Here is a 20,893-nt window from a genome sequence, read left to right as displayed (position 1 = left end):
TACGGCGCGATCCGCGCGGCGTACAAACCATGATGAGGAGGATAACCGGGTGACAGCATCACTGATCTTACCCCCTGAACAATCTGCAAACTGTGCTTACTTTTTTGATCTTGATGGAACATTGGCTGAGATCAAACCCTATCCAGACCAGGTCGTTGTCCCTGAGACAATCCTGCAATTATTACATCAGCTGGCGACGCATAATGCGGGGGCGCTGGCATTGATTTCAGGGCGCTCGATGGCTGAGCTCGACGTGCTGACCGACCCCTTTCGGTTTCCGCTTGCCGGAGTACATGGGGCTGAACGCCGTGACATCAATGGTCAAACCCATGTCGTGCGCCTGGCTGAGGATACTGAGCGTGAAGCAGGGGAGCTATTACACACCGCATTGGCGGCGATGCCGGGCACAACCCTTGAAGCAAAAGGTATGGCTTTCGCGCTGCACTATCGTCAGTCGCCTGAGCATGAAGCGACGCTAATTCACCTGGCTGAACAGATTGTGCGCAGATGGCCGCAACTGGCTGTGCAGCACGGGAAATGCGTCGTGGAGATAAAACCGAAGGGCATCAATAAAGGCGATGCGATCGCCGCATTTATGCAGGAAGCGCCTTTTGCCGGACGGATCCCCGTTTTTTTCGGTGACGATCTGACGGATGAGACAGGGTTTGGCGTAATTAATCGCGCTGGGGGTATTTCTGTAAAAGTAGGGAGCGGAGCGACGCAGGCCGCGTGGCGACTGGATAGCGTTAAGGATGTCTGGCACTGGCTGGAGCAAATTAACTCTTCGCAGCAAAAATCGAAAGTAACGAAAAACAGAAGAGGTGGCTATGAGTCGTTTAGTCGTAGTATCTAATCGTATCGCCTCACCCGATGATAAAGGGAGCGCAGGCGGACTTGCCGTTGGTGTGCTGGGCGCGCTGAAAGCTGCTGGTGGCCTGTGGTTTGGCTGGAGTGGTGACACAGGTAATGAAGACAAACCATTAAAAAAAGTCACACGTGGCAATATTACCTGGGCTTCGTTTAATTTGAGCGAACAGGATTACGAAGAATATTACTGTCAGTTTTCGAATGCTGTTTTATGGCCCGCATTTCACTATCGCCTGGACCTGGTTCAGTTTCAGCGTCCTGCATGGGAAGGTTACCAGCGGGTGAATGCCTTGCTGGTCGATAAACTGCTGCCGCTGCTGAGCGAAGACGACATCATCTGGGTTCATGATTACCATCTGTTGCCGTTTGCCAGCGAACTGCGTAAACGCGGTGTGAATAACCGCATCGGTTTTTTCCTGCATATTCCTTTCCCAACGCCTGAAATTTTTAATGCGCTACCCCCACATCAGGCGCTGCTGGAACAAATGTGTGATTTTGATTTACTCGGTTTCCAGACCGAAAACGATCGCCAGGCTTTTCTGGATTGTCTGGCCGCTCAGACTCAGGTGTCCACACACGGCGAAAAACACCACCGGGCATGGGGAAAAGCGTTTTGCACGCAGGTTTATCCCATCGGTATCGAGCCGGATGAGATTGCCCGACAGGCTTCCGGGCCTCTGCCGCCGAAGCTCGCGCAGTTAAAAGCAGAACTTAAAAACGTGCAGAATATTTTTTCGGTTGAGCGTCTGGATTACTCCAAAGGTTTGCCGGAGCGCTTTCAGGCCTATGAAGCTCTGCTGGAACATTATCCGCAGCATCACGGCAAAATTCGCTATACGCAGATCGCGCCAACGTCGCGTGAAGAGGTGCAGGCCTACCAGGATATTCGCCATCAGCTGGAGACCGAAGCGGGGCGGATTAACGGCAGATATGGGCAGTTGGGCTGGACGCCGCTCTATTATCTGAACCAGTACTTTGATCGTAAATTGCTGATGAAGATCTTCCGTTATTCCGATGTCGGATTGGTGACACCGCTGCGCGATGGTATGAACCTGGTGGCGAAAGAGTTCGTGGCTGCACAGGATCCAGCCAACCCCGGTGTTCTGGTGTTATCACAATTTGCCGGCGCCGCGAATGAGCTAACTTCCGCGCTTATCGTTAACCCGTATGACCGGGATGAAGTGGCTGGCGCATTAAACCAGGCGCTGACAATGCCGCTCGGTGAGCGTATTACCCGCCACGCTGAGATGCTTGAGACTATCATTAAAAATGATATCGACAACTGGCAGGCGAGGTTCATTTGCGATTTGGAAAAAGTCTCCCCACGCCAGAGTAAACAGTCATTGTCTGATCAAGTTTCTTCCTGCTCAAAACTGGCGTGACGCGCCAAAAACGAAATTCAATCTCCAGCCAGTGGAACCAGTAGAACATCCACCTGGCTGGCACTAACTACGCTTTTCGCTGAGCAGGACGCGCGCGAAAAGAAGCTGTGGTTATGGTTGCCATAAATGACCAGATCGACCGCGTGTTTCCGGCATACGTCCAGAATATGGTCATTCAGTGCCCCATAGGTGATAAAGGTATGTTCAATGGGGTACTGCGCTTCTTTGCCGAGCTTGTTGATAAAATCCTGAGTCTCCTCTTGCATCACTTCGCGCAGGTCTTCCAGCATGGGAGCTGCAAACTGATTATAAAGTTCAGGGTCTGAGACCAGAGTTATCAGGCTAATACGGGCATTGACAGGACGGGCGATTGAAACTGCCTTGGCTAACAACTGTTGGCTTTCAGGTGTGGCGGCAACCGCAACAAGAATGTGTGTGTAGCTCATAACTCACTCCTTTTTTAAGAATTATGAGAGGATTTTTTAGCATTACTCAGCTTACTCCATACTGCAACCATTCCTTCCTGGATAGTGTGAATACCGTCATGATTATTCATTAATTATTCTTATAAATAGAATAATTGAGCCATTTAACTTGTAAATACACTGAGGGTACTTAAGTAAAACTCACTGCTAATGAAAACAATGTGTTAATAAAAAATAAACATATTTTAACATTCTACTGGTTATCACAAGCCGGTATTAATTAATCACTCTTAATATTTAAGTTATTGTTTATAAAGCGTTTAATTGAAACGGTGTTTTGCATAAATAATGTGATCAAGCTCGCTATTTTACAATGTGATATTAACGTTTGTGAACAAAATACTATTCGCTTTTATTGCAAGAATATTCGTCCCAAAGGAATTGAAATGGAGATTGTTGGATTAAAAAATAAGCAAAGTAAAAGCTGTGCTGATGGATTTATGTTAAGTGTTTGGCTGGTTTATGTGATCTGCGTCACATATTCTTCAAATTCGCGGCATGGCTCCGTTGTATGTGTAACGGGTGGCGGGTAGAGTTGCGTCGAATTAGGAAAAATCTTAGACATTTGTAAGAATTGATGTGAGCTTGTAAGGAATACGGCCTTCTGAAAAAGGACTGTTTAGACAACGCGTAAGTGCCGTCACGCTGCTATGTATTTGACCTTTTGCTTTTTTTTTACCGGGCCTTCCCGGCGACATCACGGGGTGCGGTTTTACCGCATAAAAATAATGTTGGTTATTATGGATGCAAATAATGCATACATCCGAGTTGCTGAAACACATTTATGACATCAATTTGTCATATTTATTGCTTGCACAACGTTTGATCGTTCAGGACAAAGCATCTGCGATGTTTCGCCTTGGTATCAGCGAAGAGATGGCGGATACGTTGGCAACATTAACACTTCCTCAAATGGTCAAACTGGCTGAAACCAACCAACTGGTATGCCATTTCCGTTTCGACGATCACCAGACTGTTACTCGCCTGACGCAAGACTCTCGCGTTGATGATCTCCAGCAAATACATACCGGTATCATGCTTTCAACACGCCTGTTAAGCGACATCGATGATGCAGCGCGTAAGAAAAGGGCTTGATGATGAGCGAAAAAAGCATTGTTCAGGAAGCGCGTGATATTCAGCTGGCAATGGAATTAATCACATTGGGCGCTCGTTTGCAAATGCTGGAGAGCGAAACGCAATTAAGCCGCGGTCGACTTATCAAGCTGTACAAAGAATTACGCGGCAGTCCTCCGCCAAAAGGGATGTTACCTTTTTCCACCGACTGGTTTATGACGTGGGAACAAAATATTCATGCTTCGATGTTTTGTAACGCATGGCAATTCCTGCTCAAAACCGGTTTGTGCAGCGGTGTTGATGCCGTAATCAAGGCGTATCGTTTGTATCTTGAGCAATGTCCACAACCGGAAGAAGGCCCGTTGCTGGCGTTAACTCGCGCCTGGACGCTGGTGCGTTTTGTCGACAGTGGGTTGCTAGAACTGTCCAGATGCAATTGTTGCGGCGGGAATTTTATCACCCACGCACACCAACCCGCGGGCAGCTTCGCCTGCAGTTTATGCCAACCGCCGTCACGGGCCGTAAAAAGACGTAAACTTTCCCAGAATGCTGCCGATATTATTCCACAACTGCTGGATGAACAGATCGAACAAGCTGTTTAACTGATACGGTGTGGACAAACACTCCAGCAGCGGTAAGCGATTACCGCTGCTTTTTTTTGACCTGACCTCAAGTTAACTGCCCGACTGCGCATCCTGTCATAGTCAATTGCGAAAGGATGATGTCGTGCTTATCTTATTAGGTTACCTGGTTGTTATTGGTACAGTTTTCGGCGGTTACATGATGACCGGCGGACACCTTGGGGCACTCTATCAACCGGCTGAGCTGGTGATTATCGGTGGCGCGGGTATTGGGGCATTCATCGTCGGCAATAACGGGAAAGCCATCAAGGGGACGATGAAAGCGATCCCGATGCTTTTCCGTCGTTCAAAATACACCAAAGCGATGTATATGGATCTGCTGGCGCTGCTGTACCGCCTGATGGCCAAGTCACGTCAGCAGGGCATGTTCTCACTTGAGCGCGATATCGAAAACCCCAAAGAAAGTGAAATCTTCGCCAGCTATCCACGTATTCTCGCAGATGCCGTGATGCTTGATTTTATTGTCGATTATCTGCGTCTGATCATCAGCGGCAACATGAACACGTTTGAAATTGAAGCGTTGATGGACGAAGAAATTGAGACTCACGAAAGTGAAGCCGAAGTCCCTGCCAATAGCCTGGCGATGGTGGGGGATTCATTACCGGCGTTCGGGATCGTGGCAGCTGTTATGGGTGTTGTTCACGCTCTGGCTTCCGCTGACCGTCCGGCGGCGGAACTGGGTTCGCTGATTGCGCATGCGATGGTAGGGACATTCCTCGGTATTTTACTGGCCTATGGATTTATTTCTCCACTCGCCAGCGTTTTACGCCAGAAAAGTGCTGAAACAACCAAAATGATGCAGTGTGTGAAGATAACTCTGCTCTCTAACCTGAATGGTTACGCGCCGCCAATTGCCGTTGAATTTGGTCGTAAGACTCTGTATTCCAGCGAACGTCCTTCGTTTATCGAACTGGAAGAGCATGTTCGTGCGGTGAGAAATCCAACTGCGCAGCAGACGACCGAGGACGCATGAAAAATCAGGCCCATCCCATTATCGTTGTAAAGCGACGCAAGCATAAAGGTCACGGTGGTGGGGCGCATGGTTCGTGGAAAATCGCCTACGCCGATTTTATGACCGCGATGATGGCCTTCTTTCTGGTGATGTGGCTCATTTCCATCTCCAGCCCTAAAGAATTGATCCAGATTGCCGAATATTTCCGTACGCCGCTGGCCACCGCGGTAACCGGGGGAAATCGCATTTCGAATAGCCAAAGCCCAATTCCAGGCGGCGGGGATGATTACACCCAGCAGCAGGGAGAGGTGAATAAGCAGCCGAATATTGATGATTTAAGAAAACGCATGGAACAAAGTCGGTTGAGCAAACTTCGCGGCGATCTTGATCAACTGATTGAATCGGACCCCAAACTGCGCGCACTACGCCCGCATTTGAAAATTGATTTAGTTCAGGAAGGGTTGCGAATACAGATTATCGACAGCCAGAACCGCCCGATGTTTAAGACCGGTAGCGCGGAGGTCGAACCGTATATGCGCGACATCCTGCGGTCCATCGCGCCAGTGCTCAACGGGATCCCAAACAGAATCAGCCTTTCCGGTCATACGGATGATTACCCTTACGCCAATGGTGAGAAAGGGTATAGCAACTGGGAGCTGTCTGCTGATCGTGCTAACGCATCGCGACGCGAGCTGGTTAGCGGCGGTCTGGATGATGGAAAAGTATTACGTGTGGTAGGTATGGCCGCCACGATGCGTCTGAGCGATCGCGGTCCCGATGACGCTATCAACCGCCGTATAAGCCTGCTGGTTCTCAATAAGCAGGCGGAAGAGGCCATTTTGCATGAAAACGCTGAAAGCCAGAATGAGCCGGTAAGTGTCTTACAACAGCCTGCGGAACTCCCGCCGGCAAGCGTTCCCACATCGCCACCAGCCAATCCGAGGTGATAGCGTGAGCATGGATATAAGCGATTTTTATCAAACATTTTTTGATGAAGCTGACGAACTGTTGGCTGACATGGAGCAACACCTGCTTGATTTGGTTCCTGAAGCCCCGGATTCCGAACAGCTGAATGCGATTTTTCGTGCTGCGCACTCGATAAAAGGCGGGGCGGGCACCTTCGGCTTTACCATTTTGCAGGAAACGACCCATCTGATGGAAAACCTGCTGGATGAAGCGCGGCGTGGCGAGATGCAGCTCAATGCCGACATTATCAACCTGTTTTTGGAAACGAAAGATATTATGCAGGAACAGCTCGACGCCTATAAAAGCTCAGAGGAGCCTGATGCCGCCAGCTTTGAGTACATTTGCAATGCGTTACGCCAGCTAGCGCTCGAAGCGAAAGGTGAAACCGCACCGTTGGTGGTCAATACCGCTAAACTGAGCGTTGCTGAAAGTACAGCAATGCAGGAAGAGGCAGGTGCAAAGTCTGAACCCGTCTGTGAAGAGAGTAAGAAACGCATTATTCTCTCGCGATTGAAAGCCAGTGAAGTGGATTTACTGGAAGAAGAGCTAGGGAATCTGGCAACCTTAACCGACGTGGTGAAAGGAAGCGACACGCTGTCAGCTACGCTTGATGGCAACCTCGCGGAAGATGACATCATCGCGGTACTCTGCTTTGTGATTGAGGCTGATCAGATTGAATTTGAAACCGTCAGCGCTGCGCCTGCAGCCGTTGAAACTGAAGCAGAAGCAGAAGCAGAAGCAGAAGCAGAAGCAGAAGCAGAAGCAGAAGCAGAAGCAGAAGCAGAAGTAGAAGCGCTAGCCGTTGCCGCGAAGCCACAGCCAGTTGCCGTTGTGCCAGCGGTAAAAGCCGCCGCCAGTGACGCGCCACATGGCCGCGCGGAGCGTGACAAACCAGCCCGCGCCAGCGAGTCGACCAGCATCCGCGTAGCAGTCGAGAAGGTCGATCAGCTCATTAACCTGGTCGGCGAGTTGGTCATCACCCAGTCAATGCTGGCTCAGCGCTCTAATGAACTGGATCCCGTTAATCATGGCGATCTCATCACCAGTATGGGGCAGTTACAACGTAACGCCCGCGACTTGCAAGAGTCGGTGATGTCGATTCGAATGATGCCGATGGAATATGTGTTCAGCCGTTTCCCACGTCTGGTGCGCGATCTGGCCGGTAAGCTGGGTAAACAGGTCGAACTGACGCAGGTGGGTAGCTCAACCGAACTCGACAAGAGCCTGATTGAACGCATTATCGATCCGTTGACGCACCTGGTACGTAACAGCCTCGATCACGGTATCGAACTGCCGGAAAAACGTCTTGAAGCCGGAAAAAGCCCAATTGGTAATCTGACGCTTTCCGCAGAGCATCAGGGCGGAAATATCTGTATTGAAGTCACTGATGATGGTGCTGGTCTGAATCGCGAGCGTATCCTCGCCAAAGCTGTCTCTCAGGGCATGCCGATCCACGAAAATATGAGTGATGATGAAGTCGGCATGCTGATCTTCGCCCCTGGCTTCTCAACCGCTGAACAGGTGACGGATGTCTCGGGTCGCGGCGTGGGTATGGATGTGGTGAAGCGCAATATCCAGGAGATGGGGGGCCATGTTGAAATCCAGTCCAAACAGGGACAGGGAACAACCATTCGAATTTTGCTGCCGCTGACGCTGGCGATCCTCGACGGGATGTCCGTACGCGTGGCGGATGAAGTCTTTATCCTGCCGCTGAATGCCGTGATGGAGTCACTGCAACCGCGCGAAGAAGATCTTCATCCGCTTGCCGGGGGAGAGCGCGTTCTGGAAGTGCGCGGCGAGTATTTACCGCTGGTTGAGTTGTGGAAAGTCTTCGAGGTTGAAGGCGCAAAAACCGAAGCAACACAAGGAATTGTGGTGATTTTACAAAGTGCGGGTCGTCGCTATGCACTGCTGGTCGATCAGTTAATTGGCCAACACCAGGTGGTCGTCAAAAACCTGGAAAGCAACTACCGGAAGGTGCCTGGTATTTCTGCAGCGACGATCCTCGGCGACGGCAGCGTTGCGCTGATTGTCGATGTCTCTGCATTGCAGGGGTTAAACCGCGAACAACGTGTGGCGATCACAGCCGCCTGATTGAGTGAGAAGGGAATAATATGACCGGTATGAGTAATGTAACTAAACTGGCCGGCGAACCGTCAGGTCAGGAATTCCTCGTGTTTACGCTGGGGGATGAAGAGTACGGTATCGATATCCTGAAAGTGCAGGAAATCCGTGGCTATGATCAGGTGACGCGTATTGCTAACACACCTGCGTTTATCAAAGGCGTCACCAATCTGCGCGGTGTGATTGTGCCGATTGTTGACCTGCGTGTGAAGTTTAGCCAGAGCGATGTCGATTACAACGAAAACACCGTAGTGATTGTGCTTAACCTGGGTCAGCGGGTGGTCGGAATTGTGGTGGATGGCGTCTCGGATGTACTGTCGCTGACGACGGAGCAAATTCGTCCGGCACCGGAATTCGCGGTTACGTTGTCGACGGAATACCTGACGGGGCTGGGGGCGTTGGGTGACCGGATGCTGATTCTGGTCAATATTGAGAAATTGCTAAACAGCGAAGAAATGGCGCTGCTGGATATTGCCGCGAGTCACGTAGCGTAACCGCTTCCGGCCTACAACGACGAACTTTGTAGGCCGGATAAGCATCGCGCCATCCGGCATTATTATCTTTTACGCTTCCCGCTCGACCAGTTCTGGTTCTTCTTCCAGTAAACCCTCATTCTGTGCCAGCATTGCCGTTGCAATCCCGTTACCTAATACGTTGATTGCTGAACGTCCCATATCCAGGAAGTGGTCAATCCCCATCAGTAGCAGAATTCCGGCAACCGGAATATTGAAGCTCGGGATGGTCGCCGCCAGTACCACCAGCGCTGAACGCGGCACACCTGCAATTCCTTTAGACGCCAGCATCAGCGTTAGCATCAGGACGGTAATTTCGGCAAAGGAGAGGTGAATATTATAGGCCTGCGCGATAAACATAGAGGCGAAGGAACAGTAGACCATCGAGCCGACCAGGTTAAACGAATAACCTATAGGTAATACGAATGACACGATGTTGGGCGAACAGCCAAATTTGGTTAATTGCTCCAGCGTTTTCGGATAAGCGGCTTCAGAGCTGCTGGTCGTGAATGCCACCAGAACAGGATCCTTCAGCATGCTCATGAGGCGAAAAACCTCTTTTTTCAGCATGATATAACCCACTGCCAGTAGAACCAGGCAGGTCAGCAAAATAGCCACATAGTAGCCGCCGATGAACGACGCATAATTGAGCAGGATCCCCAGACCCTGGGTGGAGATAACTGAGGAAATGGCGGCAAAAATGGCCAGTGGCGCAACGTACATCACGTAACCCGTCACCTTCAGCATTATGTGGGAGACCACATCCAGCGCGGCAACCAGTGGCGCGTTGAATTTTTCACCAAGCGATGCTCCTCCAATACCGAAGAACATTGAGAACACCACAATTTGCAGGATCTCATTGTTGGCCATCGCCTCAGCTATGCTGGTTGGGATGGTGTGAGTCAGAAAACCTTTCAGGCTCATGCCGCCTACGGCCAGGCCGGTATCAGTGGCTTCCTGCGGGATCGCCAGATTCAGTCCGCTGCCGGGTTGCTCAAGAGAAACCACAAACAGACCGACCAGAATAGACAGTATGGAAGAGCTGATAAACCAGATCATCGCTTTCCCACCTACGCGCCCGATGGTGGATGTTTCTCCCAAGCGCATAATGCCGACGGTCAGGGTGCTGAATACTAAAGGTGCGATCACCATTTTTATCAGGCGCAAAAAGATGTCGGTGAGAAGCGTAATATTATCGGCCCAGGCGGTCACAACGCCGGGAGAGGCATAAGAGTGGATCACCGCACCTGACAGGATCCCTGCCAGCATGAAGATCACGATAAACAACGTGAGTTTGTTTGCATTTGCCACTAAAAAGCCCTCAGTAAGGATTTAACATTTATTGATCGGTTACTCATTTTTTATACTTATTAAGTGGTAACGAAATATTCATCATATAAATTGAATTAAAGCGCCACCTGATACAACTTTTTTTAATTTTTTATTCATTTTGTTGTGGTATTTACAATGTGTATGTGTGATCTCAATCACACAAGGGTGGCTATTTCATCCAATCTGGGCATGTTCACAAAGGAATGAGCATGTTATATACATGATAATCATGATGTTTTTATGTGAATAATTTGTGGTTACCAAACCCTGTCTTACCGTCCTTCCGCCAGGCTTCCCGTCTCTCAGGATTTCCTTTTCGCAAACGTAAAGTTATCTCAGCCACTGCCGATAACGTTGATAACTCGTTTTCAGGAAGGTGCCTTATGTTTAACCGTATCCGCGTTGTCACAATGCTGATGATGGTGCTGGGGGTTTTCGCACTGCTACAGCTTGTTTCCGGTGGTCTGTTGTTTTCTTCATTGCAGCAGAATCAACAAAGTTTTGTTATCTCTAACGATTTACGACAGCAGCAAAGTGAACTCACCTCAACATGGGATCTGATGCTGCAAACACGAATCAATTTAAGCCGTTCTTCTGCACGCATGATGATGGATGCGTCTAACCAGCAGAGCAGCGCGAAAAACGATCTGCTGAAGAATGCGAAAGCCTCTCTGGCGCAGGCGGATACGCATTACGCAAATTTTAAAAACATCACCCCGTTACCGGAGATGGCTGAAGCCAGCGGCAATGTTGAGGAGAAATATCAGCAATACCATGCGGCTTTGACAGAACTGATTCAGTTTCTGGAGAACGGCAATATGGATGCCTATTTCGCGCAACCAACTCAGGGAATGCAAAATGCGCTCGGCGAGGCGCTGGGCAAGTACGCCAGCGTGAGCGAGAAGCTTTATGCTCAGGCATTTGATCAAAGCGCACGGGATTACCACTTCGCCCAATGGCAGCTTGGCGTGCTGGCCGTCGTGTTGGTACTGATTCTGGTGGTGGTGTGGTATGGCATTCGTCATACCTTGCTTAATCCTCTGGCTCGCGTCATTGCCCATATTCGGGAAATCGCCAGCGGTAACCTGACCGCGACTCTGGCCGTCAGCGGTCGTAACGAAATCGGCGAGCTGGCCAGTACGGTTGATCATATGCAGCGTTCGCTGACGGAAACCGTCACCCTGGTGCGTGAAGGCTCTGATGCGATTTATTCCGGGACCAGCGAAATTGCCAGCGGCAACACCGATCTTTCATCTCGTACTGAGCAGCAGGCATCTGCGCTGGAAGAAACCGCCGCCAGCATGGAACAACTGACCGCAACCGTGAAGCAAAATGCGGACAACGCGCGTCAGGCTTCGCAACTGGCGAAAAGTGCCTCCGATACTGCGCAGCATGGCGGCAAAGTGGTTGATAGCGTGGTGAACACCATGCATGAAATCGCTGATAGCTCGAAGAAAATTGCCGACATCATCAGCGTCATTGATGGGATTGCCTTTCAGACCAACATTCTCGCACTGAACGCGGCGGTTGAAGCGGCACGTGCCGGTGAGCAAGGTCGTGGTTTTGCCGTAGTTGCGGGCGAAGTGCGTAATCTGGCAAGCCGCAGTGCGCAGGCGGCGAAAGAGATCAAAGCGTTGATTGAAGATTCTGTTTCCCGCGTGGATACCGGTTCCGTACTGGTAGAAAGCGCAGGAGAAACGATGAACGACATCGTGAATGCCGTGACGCGGGTGACTGACATTATGGGCGAGATTGCCTCGGCCTCCGACGAGCAAAGCCGGGGGATTGATCAGGTTGCGCTCGCAGTCTCTGAGATGGATCGCGTTACGCAGCAGAATGCTTCTTTAGTACAGGAATCGGCCGCTGCGGCCGCTGCTCTTGAAGAACAGGCCAGCCGTCTGACGCAGTCGGTGTCGACTTTCCGTCTTGCGTCACGCCCTGCGCCGTCTAAGCCGCGTGATGCTCGATTACCTGCGGCGGTGAGCGCTTCTAACCCACGCCAGAACATTGAACAAGATACGAATTGGGAAACATTTTGACTGATAGTTAAACCGCGGCCAGTGCCGCCCGATGGGAGCGTTGATGTTTAATCGTATTCGAATTTCGACCACGCTGTTTTTGATTTTAATCCTCTGCGGTGTTTTGCAGATTGGCAGTAATGGCTTGTCCTTCTGGGCATTTCGGGACGGTTTTCAGAACCTGAATCAGGTCGAACGGAGTAATCAGCAACGCGCTGCGCTGGCCCAAACCCGCGCTGTGTTATTACAGGCCAGTACGGCCCTTAATAAGGCAGGGACGCTGACCGCCCTGAGCTATCCGCCAGAGGACATCAAAACCCTGATGACCCTCGCGCGCGATAGCCTGGCGCAGTCTGAATTGATGTTTAAACGCTTTATGGCGACGTCGGATACGACGGAACAAGGCAAGGCGCTGTTTAGCGCGACGGAGAAAAGTTTCAATCAGTGGCACAGCGATCTCGCGCATCAGGCCACCTGGCTTGAAAACAATCAGTTGTCAGATTTTCTGACCGCACCGGTGCAGGCGGCTCAAGATGCTTTTGATGCGAATGTGAATGCATGGCAGAGCAACATCGACCGCGTGTTGCAAACGGCAGGAGAGCAGAGCCAGAGAAATTACCATATGTCGGGGGTGATTTTCGCCACGATGGTGATACTGGCGGCGCTGTTAACCAGTGCGGCGTTGTACTGGTCGCGCAAGATGATTGTCCAGCCGCTGGCGATTATTGGCAGTCATTTCGACAGCATTGCCGCGGGTAATCTGGCCCGCCCGGTGGCGGTTTATGGGCGCAATGAGATCTCGGCCATTTTTGCCAGCCTGAAGAAGATGCAGCAGGCACTGCGTGAAACGGTAAGCGAAGTTCGCCAGGGCAGCTCAGCCATGCATCGCGGCATTTCAGAGATCGCGATGGGCAACAACGATTTGTCCTCCCGGACTGAACAGCAGGCGGCGGCGCTGGCGCAAACGGCGGCCAGCATGGAACAACTGACCGCAACCGTCGGGCAGAATGCTGATAACGCGCGCCAGGCGTCAGGAATTGCCAAAAGTGCGGCCGATACCGCGCATAAAGGCGGCGAACAGACGTCCCGGGTCGCCAGCACCATGCATGAGATTTCCGCCAGCTCGCAGAAAATTGGCGACATTATCGGCGTGATTGACAGCATTGCCTTTCAGACCAATATCCTCGCGCTGAATGCGGCGGTCGAGGCCGCTCGCGCGGGTGAGCAGGGGCGCGGTTTTGCCGTCGTCGCCGGAGAGGTACGCAATCTGGCAAGTCGTAGCGCGCAGGCGGCGAAAGAAATAAAAGGGCTCATTGAGGAGTCTGTCACCCGAGTGCATCAGGGATCGCGGTTGGTTGATATGGCAGCGCGGACCATGACTGAAATCGTCAGCTCGATTACCCGGGTTAACGACATTATGGGCGAGATTGCCTCAGCTTCTGATGAACAGCGTAAAGGCATTGAGCAGGTGGCGCAGGCCGTCAGCCAGATGGACTCAGTGACGCAGCAAAACGCCGGGCTGGTGGAAGAAGCCGCGTCCGCCACCGGACAACTCGCCACCCAGGCCGATAATCTTTCAGCCTGTGTCGCATTTTTTAAGCTTGAAGAGCAAACCGTAGCAAAACAAGAATTGGCGCAGCCGCAGGTTGTGCCCGTTGTATCCTGAATGTGATTGAGAAGGCGCTATGACATCATCTCTGCCCTCCGGGCAAACGTCATTATTGTTACAGATGACCCAGCGCCTCGCGCTGTCTGACGCGCATTTTCGTCGGATATGTCAATTAATCTACCAGCGTGCGGGGATCGTACTGGCCGACCATAAGCGGGACATGGTTTATAACCGTCTTGTTCGTCGTCTGCGTACCCTGGGGCTGGATGACTTTGGTCGCTATCTCAGCATGCTGGAAGCTAACCAGAACAGTGCTGAGTGGCAGGCCTTCATTAACTCCCTGACTACCAACCTGACCGCGTTTTTTCGTGAAGGGCACCATTTTCCGGTGCTGTCAGATCATGCGCGTCGGCGTAGCGGTGAATACCGCGTCTGGAGCGCTGCGGCGTCAACCGGAGAAGAGCCGTACAGCATTGCGATTACGCTCGCCGATACCTTAGGTATGGCCCCGGGTCGCTGGCGTGTTTTTGCCAGCGACATTGATACCGAAGTGCTGGAAAAAGCCAGAGCCGGTATTTACCGCCTCGATGAGCTAAAAACGCTGTCACCCCAGCAGTTGCAGCGCTATTTCATGCGTGGCACCGGCCCGCATGAGGGACTGGTACGCGTTCGGCAGGAACTGGCGGGACATGTTGAATTTTCCAGCGTGAATTTACTGGATAAACAGTACAACGTGCCAGGGCCATTCGATGCCATATTCTGCCGCAACGTGATGATCTATTTCGATAAAACGACGCAGCAGGACATTTTGCACCGTTTTGTTCCACTTCTTAAACCCGATGGGCTGCTGTTTGCAGGTCATTCAGAAAACTTTAGCAACCTCGTGCGCGAGTTTAGCCTGCGTGGACAGACCGTGTATGCGCATGCGCCAGGTAAGGATAAAGCATGAGTAAAATCAGGGTGTTGTCGGTCGATGATTCCGCGCTGATGCGTCAGATCATGACCGAAATAATTAACAGCCACAGTGATATGGAAATGGTGGCAACGGCGCCAGATCCGTTAGTCGCCCGGGATTTAATCAAAAAATACAATCCCGACGTCCTGACGCTGGATGTGGAAATGCCGCGTATGGATGGACTCGACTTTCTTGAGAAACTGATGCGCCTGCGTCCAATGCCGGTGGTTATGGTCTCTTCCCTGACCGGTAAAGGTTCCGAGGTCACGTTGCGGGCGCTGGAACTGGGTGCGATCGATTTTGTCACCAAACCACAACTGGGGATCCGTGAAGGGATGTTGGCCTACAGCGAGATGATCGCTGAGAAGATCCGCACCGCGTCACGGGCAAAACTGGCGGCCCATAAACCCATGGCGGCTCCGACGACCTTGAAAGCGGGGCCGTTACTCAGTTCGGAAAAACTGCTGGTGATTGGTGCCTCAACCGGAGGAACAGAGGCAATTCGGCATGTACTCCAGCCATTGCCGCTTTCAAGTCCCGGTATTCTTATTACCCAGCATATGCCGCCAGGATTTACCCGTTCATTCGCCGAACGTCTGAACAAACTGTGTCAGATAACCGTGAAAGAGGCTGAGGACGGGGAGCGTGTGCTGCCAGGGCATGCGTATATCGCGCCTGGCGATAAGCATATGGAACTGGCGCGCAGCGGGGCGAACTACCAGATCAAAATTCATGATGGTCCGCCGGTTAACCGGCATCGACCTTCAGTGGATGTGCTGTTCCATTCGGTGGCAAAACATGCGGGGCGTAATGCCGTGGGTGTGATCCTGACGGGTATGGGCAACGATGGTGCCGCCGGAATGTTAGCGATGAATCAGGCGGGTGCCTGGACCATTGCGCAAAACGAAGCTAGTTGTGTGGTGTTCGGCATGCCGCGCGAGGCCATCAATATGGGTGGCGTAAGCGAAGTGGTCGATCTTAGCCAGGTAAGCCAGCAAATGCTGGCGAAAATCAGTGCCGGACAGGCAATACGTATTTGAATCAGGAGTTTATTTTTTTATGGCGGACAAAGAGCTTAAGTTTTTAGTTGTGGATGACTTTTCCACCATGCGTCGCATCGTGCGTAACCTGCTCAAAGAGCTGGGATTCAACAATGTTGAAGAGGCTGAAGATGGCGTGGACGCGCTGAATAAGCTGCAGGCAGGTGGATTTGGTTTTGTCATTTCCGACTGGAACATGCCGAACATGGATGGTCTGGAACTACTGAAAACCATTCGTGCCGATGGCGAAATGTCATCCCTGCCGGTGCTGATGGTTACGGCGGAAGCGAAAAAAGAGAACATCATTGCGGCAGCACAGGCAGGTGCCAGTGGGTATGTCGTGAAACCGTTCACGGCAGCGACGCTGGAAGAGAAACTCAATAAAATCTTTGAGAAACTGGGCATGTGAGGGTGTGATAATGATGATGCAACCACAAATTAAACCTGCTGACGAACACTCAGCAGGGGACATCATCGCGCGCATCGGCAGTTTGACCCGAATGCTGCGCGACAGCCTGCGTGAACTGGGGCTGGATCAGGCTATTGCCGAAGCGGCAGAAGCGATTCCCGATGCCCGCGATCGTCTCGATTACGTTGTGCAGATGACCGCACAGGCGGCAGAGCGGGCGCTGAACAGCGTGGAAGCTTCGCAGCCGCACCAGGATGCGATGGAAAAAGGGGCCAAAGACCTGACCAAACGCTGGGATGAGTGGTTCGAAAATCCGATCGAGCTGTCTGACGCCCGTGAACTGGTCACTGATACCCGCCAGTTTCTTGGCGATGTCCCCGGTCATACCAGCTTTACCAACGCCCAACTGCTGGACATCATGATGGCGCAGGATTTCCAGGACCTCACCGGTCAGGTCATCAAGCGTATGATGGATGTTATTCAGGAGATTGAACGTCAGCTGCTGATGGTTCTGCTGGAAAATATTCCGGAGCAGGGCGCTCGTCCAAAACGTGAAAACGAAAGCTTGCTGAACGGCCCGCAGGTTGACACCTCAAAAGCCGGCGTGGTGGCGAGCCAGGATCAGGTTGATGACCTGCTGGATAGCCTCGGATTCTGATGGCTATTTGCCGGATGTGGGGCGCTGGCCTCTCATCCGGTTCTTACGCAATTCTGCTTAAAGCTATAAATCCCGTCTTTTTTACCGCTTACTCTTCCCATTGCTGGATGGCTGTTCTGGCATCATTCTCGCCTATATCTCTATCCAGGGTCTGATGCGTGGCAGAAGAAAGCGACGACGACAAAACAGAAGCCCCCACACCCCACCGACTTGAAAAAGCACGGGAAGAAGGGCAGATCCCCCGATCCAAAGAGCTGACCTCACTGCTTATTTTGCTGGTGGGCGTGTGCATTATCTGGATTGGTGGGGAGTCGCTTGCCCTCAGACTGGCCGGCATGCTGTCGGCCGGATTACGTTTTGACCACAGTATGGTCAACGACCCAAATCTGATCCTCAGCCAAATCATCCTGCTGATCAAAGACGCGATGATTGCGCTGTTACCTTTGATTACCGGCGTTGTTCTGGTGGCATTAATCTCCCCGGTGATGCTTGGCGGCTTAATTTTCAGCGGTAAATCTCTGCAGCCTAAGTTCTCAAAGCTGAATCCGTTGCCGGGCATAAAACGCATGTTTTCAGCGCAAACCGGGGCGGAACTGCTCAAAGCGATACTGAAGTCTACGCTGGTAGGCAGCGTGGCTGGATTTTACCTCTGGCACAAGTGGCCGGAGATGATGCGGTTAATGGCAGAATCACCAATTACGGCGATGGGCAATGCCCTCGATTTAGTCGGCATGTGCGCGCTGTTAGTGGTGCTTGGCGTCATTCCGATGGTGGGATTTGACGTTTTTTTTCAGATTTACAGCCACCTGAAAAAGCTGCGCATGTCGCGCCAGGATATCCGGGACGAATTTAAGCAAAGCGAAGGTGACCCGCACGTTAAGGGCAAAATACGCCAAATGCAGCGTGCGGCGGCACAACGTCGCATGATGGCGGATGTGCCGAAAGCGGACGTTATTGTTACCAACCCTACGCACTATTCGGTGGCCTTGAAGTATGACGAGAACAAAATGAGCGCACCAAAAGTTGTTGCCAAAGGCGCGGGTCTGGTGGCGCTGCGCATTCGTGAGATTGGCGCCGAGCATCGGGTCCCTACGTTAGAAGCGCCGCCACTGGCGCGTGCGCTGTATCGTCATGCTGAGATTGGTCAGCAAATACCGGGTCAATTATATGCCGCCGTTGCCGAAGTTCTGGCATGGGTATGGCAGCTCAAACGTTGGCGTCTCGCCGGCGGCAAGCGTCCACCACAACCTGAAAACCTTCCGGTGCCTGAAGCACTGGATTTTATGAACGAGAAGACTACTGATGGCTAATCTGGTCGCGATGCTGCGTCTGCCCAGCAACCTGAAATCCACGCAATGGCAAATCCTTGCCGGACCGATCCTCATCCTGCTGATCCTGTCGATGATGGTGCTGCCGCTGCCGGCTTTCGTCCTCGATTTGCTGTTCACGTTTAACATCGCGCTGTCGATTATGGTGCTGCTGGTGGCCATGTTCACCCAGCGTACGCTGGAGTTTGCCGCATTCCCGACGATTTTGTTGTTTACCACCTTATTACGCCTCGCGCTGAACGTCGCGTCTACGCGTATCATTTTGATGGAAGGACACACCGGTGCGGCGGCGGCGGGGAAGGTGGTTGAAGCTTTTGGTCACTTCCTGGTGGGCGGTAACTTTGCGATCGGTATCGTGGTCTTCGTCATTCTCGTCATCATTAACTTTATGGTAATCACCAAAGGTGCCGGGCGTATCGCCGAGGTTGGCGCACGCTTCGTGCTGGATGGTATGCCCGGCAAGCAGATGGCGATTGATGCGGATTTGAATGCCGGTCTGATTGGCGAAGATGAAGCCAAAAAGCGACGCGCAGAAGTGACCCAGGAAGCGGATTTCTACGGCTCTATGGACGGTGCGAGTAAATTCGTACGTGGTGATGCCATCGCCGGTATTTTGATCATGGTGATCAACGTGGTCGGCGGACTGTTGGTCGGGGTATTGCAGCATGGCATGAGCATGGGTAGCGCAGCGGAAAGTTATACCCTGCTGACTATCGGTGACGGGCTGGTGGCTCAAATTCCTGCACTGGTTATCTCCACTGCGGCGGGGGTTATCGTGACCCGCGTGAGTACCGACCAGGACGTCGGCGAACAGATGGTGACCCAGTTGTTCAGTAATCCCAGCGTCATGCTGCTCAGCGCGGCGGTGCTTGGACTTTTGGGTCTGGTTCCGGGCATGCCGAACCTGGTGTTTCTGATGTTTACCGCCGCGTTACTGGCTCTGGCCTGGTGGATGCGAGGTCGTGAACAAAAGGCCCCGGATGAACCGCAGCCGGTGAAAATGCCGGAAAATAACTCCGTGGTTGAAGCCACATGGAACGACGTACAGCTGGAGGATTCCCTGGGTATGGAGGTGGGTTATCGCCTGATCCCAATGGTGGACTTTCAGCAGGATGGCGAGTTACTGGGGCGAATTCGCAGTATTCGTAAGAAATTTGCTCAGGATATGGGCTTCCTGCCGCCGGTGGTACACATCCGTGACAATATGGATCTGCAGCCGGCCCGCTATCGTATTTTGATGAAAGGGGTGGAAATTGGCAGCGGTGACGCCTATCCGGGGCGTTGGCTGGCCATTAACCCGGGTACCGCCGCCGGGTCGCTGCCGGGTGAGAAAACGGTTGATCCGGCTTTCGGTCTGGACGCTATCTGGATTGAAAGCGCATTGAAGGAACAGGCGCAAATTCAGGGATTTACGGTAGTTGAAGCCAGTACCGTTGTCGCCACGCATTTGAATCACCTGATTGGACAGTTCGCCGCTGAGCTATTTGGCCGTCAGGAGGCGCAACAGCTTCTCGATCGCGTCTCGCAGGAAATGCCAAAACTGACGGAAGATTTGGTCCCTGGTGTCGTGACGCTCACTACGCTGCATAAAGTGCTGCAGAACTTACTGGACGAGAAAGTCCCGATTCGCGACATGCGTACCATTCTCGAAACGCTGGCTGAACATGCGCCGCTGCAAAACGATCCACATGAGCTTACTGCGGTGGTGCGTGTGGCGTTAGGACGCGCTATCACTCAGCAGTGGTTCCCGGGTAATGAAGAAGTTCAGGTTATCGGTCTTGATACCCCGCTCGAACGTTTGTTACTACAGGCGCTGCAGGGCGGTGGTGGGCTGGAGCCAGGACTGGCAGACCGACTACTGGCCCAGACTCAGGAAGCGCTTGCCCGTCAGGAAATGTTGGGTGCGCCGCCGGTCTTGTTGGTTAATCATGCCTTGCGTCCATTACTGGCACGCTTTTTACGCCGCAGCATACCGCAACTGGTGGTGTTATCTAACATGGAGCTTTCCGACAACCGCCATATCCGCATGACGGCGACAATTGGAGGCAAATAATGCGTAATTTACTGTGGTTGTTGTTTTTTCCTCTGGTGGTGCAGGCTGCCGGAGAAGGGGCCTGGCAGGCCAGCGGAATGGGAATTACGTTAAACTACCGTGGTCAGTCAGCCTCGTCTGCGCCACTGGTTCCCAGTCAGCCAGTCTCGGGGTTGATGACGCTGGTGGCCTGGCGTTATGAGCTTAATGGTCCAACGCCCGCGGGTTTACGGGTGCGTTTATGTTCTCAATCCCGCTGTGTTGAGCTGGACGGGCAAAGCGGGACCACGAACGGATTCAATAATGTTCCCGCCATTGAACCGATGCACTTTGTCTGGGAAGTGCCAGGTGGTGGTCGCCTGATCCCTGCCTTACAAGTTCAGCGCAATCAGGTAATTGTGAACTATCGTTAACGCTTTCCTTTATTCATGCCAGCAGCAGAAACTGCTGGCTGCTTCGCAATTTTAGCCCGCCTCTTTGATTAAATAGAAACGCTGTTTTATAAAATA

19 protein-coding genes are annotated in these 20,893 nt (G+C 52.1%); 17 read left to right on the top strand and 2 right to left on the bottom strand.

The window, feature by feature from the left end:
* Window positions 1–49 precede the first annotated feature (49 nt).
* The gene (gene otsB / locus On2M_RS17595) at window positions 50–853 is read left to right on the top strand and encodes a trehalose-phosphatase (RefSeq protein WP_210905223.1); all 804 of its coding nucleotides are present in this window, start codon (window positions 50–52) and stop codon (window positions 851–853) included.
* Entirely contained in the window at window positions 828–2,249 is a 1,422-nt protein-coding gene (otsA, locus tag On2M_RS17590) for an alpha,alpha-trehalose-phosphate synthase (RefSeq protein ID WP_210905222.1), read from the top strand. The genes otsB and otsA overlap by 26 nt, the downstream gene beginning before the upstream one ends.
* Window positions 2,250–2,266: 17 nt before the next feature.
* On the opposite strand, the gene uspC is transcribed toward otsA, so the two are convergent.
* Entirely contained in the window at window positions 2,267–2,695 is a 429-nt protein-coding gene (uspC, locus tag On2M_RS17585; protein ID WP_151218864.1) for a universal stress protein UspC, read from the bottom strand.
* Between the two features lie 792 nt (window positions 2,696–3,487).
* Here uspC and flhD point away from each other — a divergent pair.
* The 6 genes from flhD (at window position 3,488) to cheW (ending at window position 8,985) form a co-directional block, all read left to right on the top strand.
* A complete protein-coding gene (gene flhD / locus On2M_RS17580) occupies window positions 3,488–3,829 on the top strand; it encodes a flagellar transcriptional regulator FlhD (protein ID WP_003034622.1) in 342 nt (113 codons plus the stop codon).
* The gene (gene flhC, locus On2M_RS17575; RefSeq protein ID WP_085951062.1) at window positions 3,826–4,410 is read left to right on the top strand and encodes a flagellar transcriptional regulator FlhC; all 585 of its coding nucleotides are present in this window, start codon (window positions 3,826–3,828) and stop codon (window positions 4,408–4,410) included. The genes flhD and flhC overlap by 4 nt, the downstream gene beginning before the upstream one ends.
* A 124-nt stretch (window positions 4,411–4,534) precedes the next feature.
* The gene (gene motA / locus On2M_RS17570; RefSeq protein ID WP_016153442.1) at window positions 4,535–5,422 is read left to right on the top strand and encodes a flagellar motor stator protein MotA; all 888 of its coding nucleotides are present in this window, start codon (window positions 4,535–4,537) and stop codon (window positions 5,420–5,422) included.
* Window positions 5,419–6,348: a flagellar motor protein MotB gene (gene motB, locus On2M_RS17565; RefSeq protein ID WP_151218863.1), complete on the top strand. Its 930-nt coding sequence runs from the start codon at window positions 5,419–5,421 to the stop codon at window positions 6,346–6,348. The genes motA and motB overlap by 4 nt, the downstream gene beginning before the upstream one ends.
* Before the next feature lie 10 nt (window positions 6,349–6,358).
* Window positions 6,359–8,461 carry a chemotaxis protein CheA gene (gene cheA / locus On2M_RS17560; protein ID WP_210905264.1) on the top strand — a complete coding sequence of 701 codons (2,103 nt, stop codon included), beginning with the start codon at window positions 6,359–6,361 and terminating at the stop codon, window positions 8,459–8,461.
* A 20-nt stretch (window positions 8,462–8,481) separates the two neighbouring features.
* The gene (cheW, locus tag On2M_RS17555) at window positions 8,482–8,985 is read left to right on the top strand and encodes a chemotaxis protein CheW (protein WP_080858824.1); all 504 of its coding nucleotides are present in this window, start codon (window positions 8,482–8,484) and stop codon (window positions 8,983–8,985) included.
* 69 nt (window positions 8,986–9,054) lie between these two features.
* Here the strand turns inward: cheW and On2M_RS17550 are convergent, their stop codons facing one another.
* Complete coding sequence (locus On2M_RS17550) at window positions 9,055–10,314, bottom strand: dicarboxylate/amino acid:cation symporter (RefSeq protein WP_210905221.1); 1,260 nt, start codon at window positions 10,312–10,314, stop codon at window positions 9,055–9,057.
* A 404-nt stretch (window positions 10,315–10,718) separates the two neighbouring features.
* Here On2M_RS17550 and tar point away from each other — a divergent pair, with 404 nt between their 5' ends.
* The 9 genes from tar to flhe all read left to right on the top strand — a co-directional run bounded on the left by tar (window position 10,719) and on the right by flhe (window position 20,797).
* Entirely contained in the window at window positions 10,719–12,374 is a 1,656-nt protein-coding gene (tar, locus tag On2M_RS17545; protein WP_151218860.1) for a methyl-accepting chemotaxis protein II, read from the top strand.
* Between the two features lie 43 nt (window positions 12,375–12,417).
* Entirely contained in the window at window positions 12,418–14,019 is a 1,602-nt protein-coding gene (tap, locus tag On2M_RS17540; protein ID WP_210905220.1) for a methyl-accepting chemotaxis protein IV, read from the top strand.
* A gap of 19 nt (window positions 14,020–14,038) precedes the next feature.
* The gene (gene cheR, locus On2M_RS17535; RefSeq protein ID WP_187252260.1) at window positions 14,039–14,911 is read left to right on the top strand and encodes a protein-glutamate O-methyltransferase CheR; all 873 of its coding nucleotides are present in this window, start codon (window positions 14,039–14,041) and stop codon (window positions 14,909–14,911) included.
* Window positions 14,908–15,957: a chemotaxis response regulator protein-glutamate methylesterase gene (locus tag On2M_RS17530; RefSeq protein WP_038641470.1), complete on the top strand. Its 1,050-nt coding sequence runs from the start codon at window positions 14,908–14,910 to the stop codon at window positions 15,955–15,957. The genes cheR and On2M_RS17530 overlap by 4 nt, the downstream gene beginning before the upstream one ends.
* A gap of 19 nt (window positions 15,958–15,976) precedes the next feature.
* Entirely contained in the window at window positions 15,977–16,366 is a 390-nt protein-coding gene (gene cheY / locus On2M_RS17525; RefSeq protein WP_210905219.1) for a chemotaxis response regulator CheY, read from the top strand.
* Window positions 16,367–16,379: 13 nt separating this feature from the next.
* Window positions 16,380–17,024, top strand: coding sequence for a protein phosphatase CheZ (gene cheZ, locus On2M_RS17520; RefSeq protein WP_029139578.1), 645 nt, complete (start codon window positions 16,380–16,382; stop codon window positions 17,022–17,024).
* Between the two features lie 158 nt (window positions 17,025–17,182).
* A complete protein-coding gene (gene flhB / locus On2M_RS17515) occupies window positions 17,183–18,334 on the top strand; it encodes a flagellar biosynthesis protein FlhB (RefSeq protein ID WP_210905218.1) in 1,152 nt (383 codons plus the stop codon).
* On the top strand, window positions 18,327–20,405 hold the full coding sequence (gene flhA / locus On2M_RS17510; protein WP_151225617.1) for a flagellar biosynthesis protein FlhA: 2,079 nt from the start codon (window positions 18,327–18,329) through the stop codon (window positions 20,403–20,405). The genes flhB and flhA overlap by 8 nt, the downstream gene beginning before the upstream one ends.
* Window positions 20,405–20,797 (top strand): flagellar protein FlhE, encoded by a 393-nt coding sequence (gene flhe / locus On2M_RS17505; RefSeq protein WP_151218859.1) that lies wholly within the window; start codon window positions 20,405–20,407, stop codon window positions 20,795–20,797. The genes flhA and flhe overlap by 1 nt, the downstream gene beginning before the upstream one ends.
* The last annotated feature ends 96 nt before the right edge of the window (window positions 20,798–20,893 follow it).

Origin of the sequence: Citrobacter sp. On2M (genome assembly GCF_018035235.1) — a bacterium.
Taxonomy (GTDB): domain Bacteria; phylum Pseudomonadota; class Gammaproteobacteria; order Enterobacterales; family Enterobacteriaceae; genus Citrobacter; species Citrobacter meridianamericanus.
The sequence above is the reverse complement of the archived record's forward strand: the minus strand, read 5'-3'. Positions and strand labels throughout refer to the sequence as shown.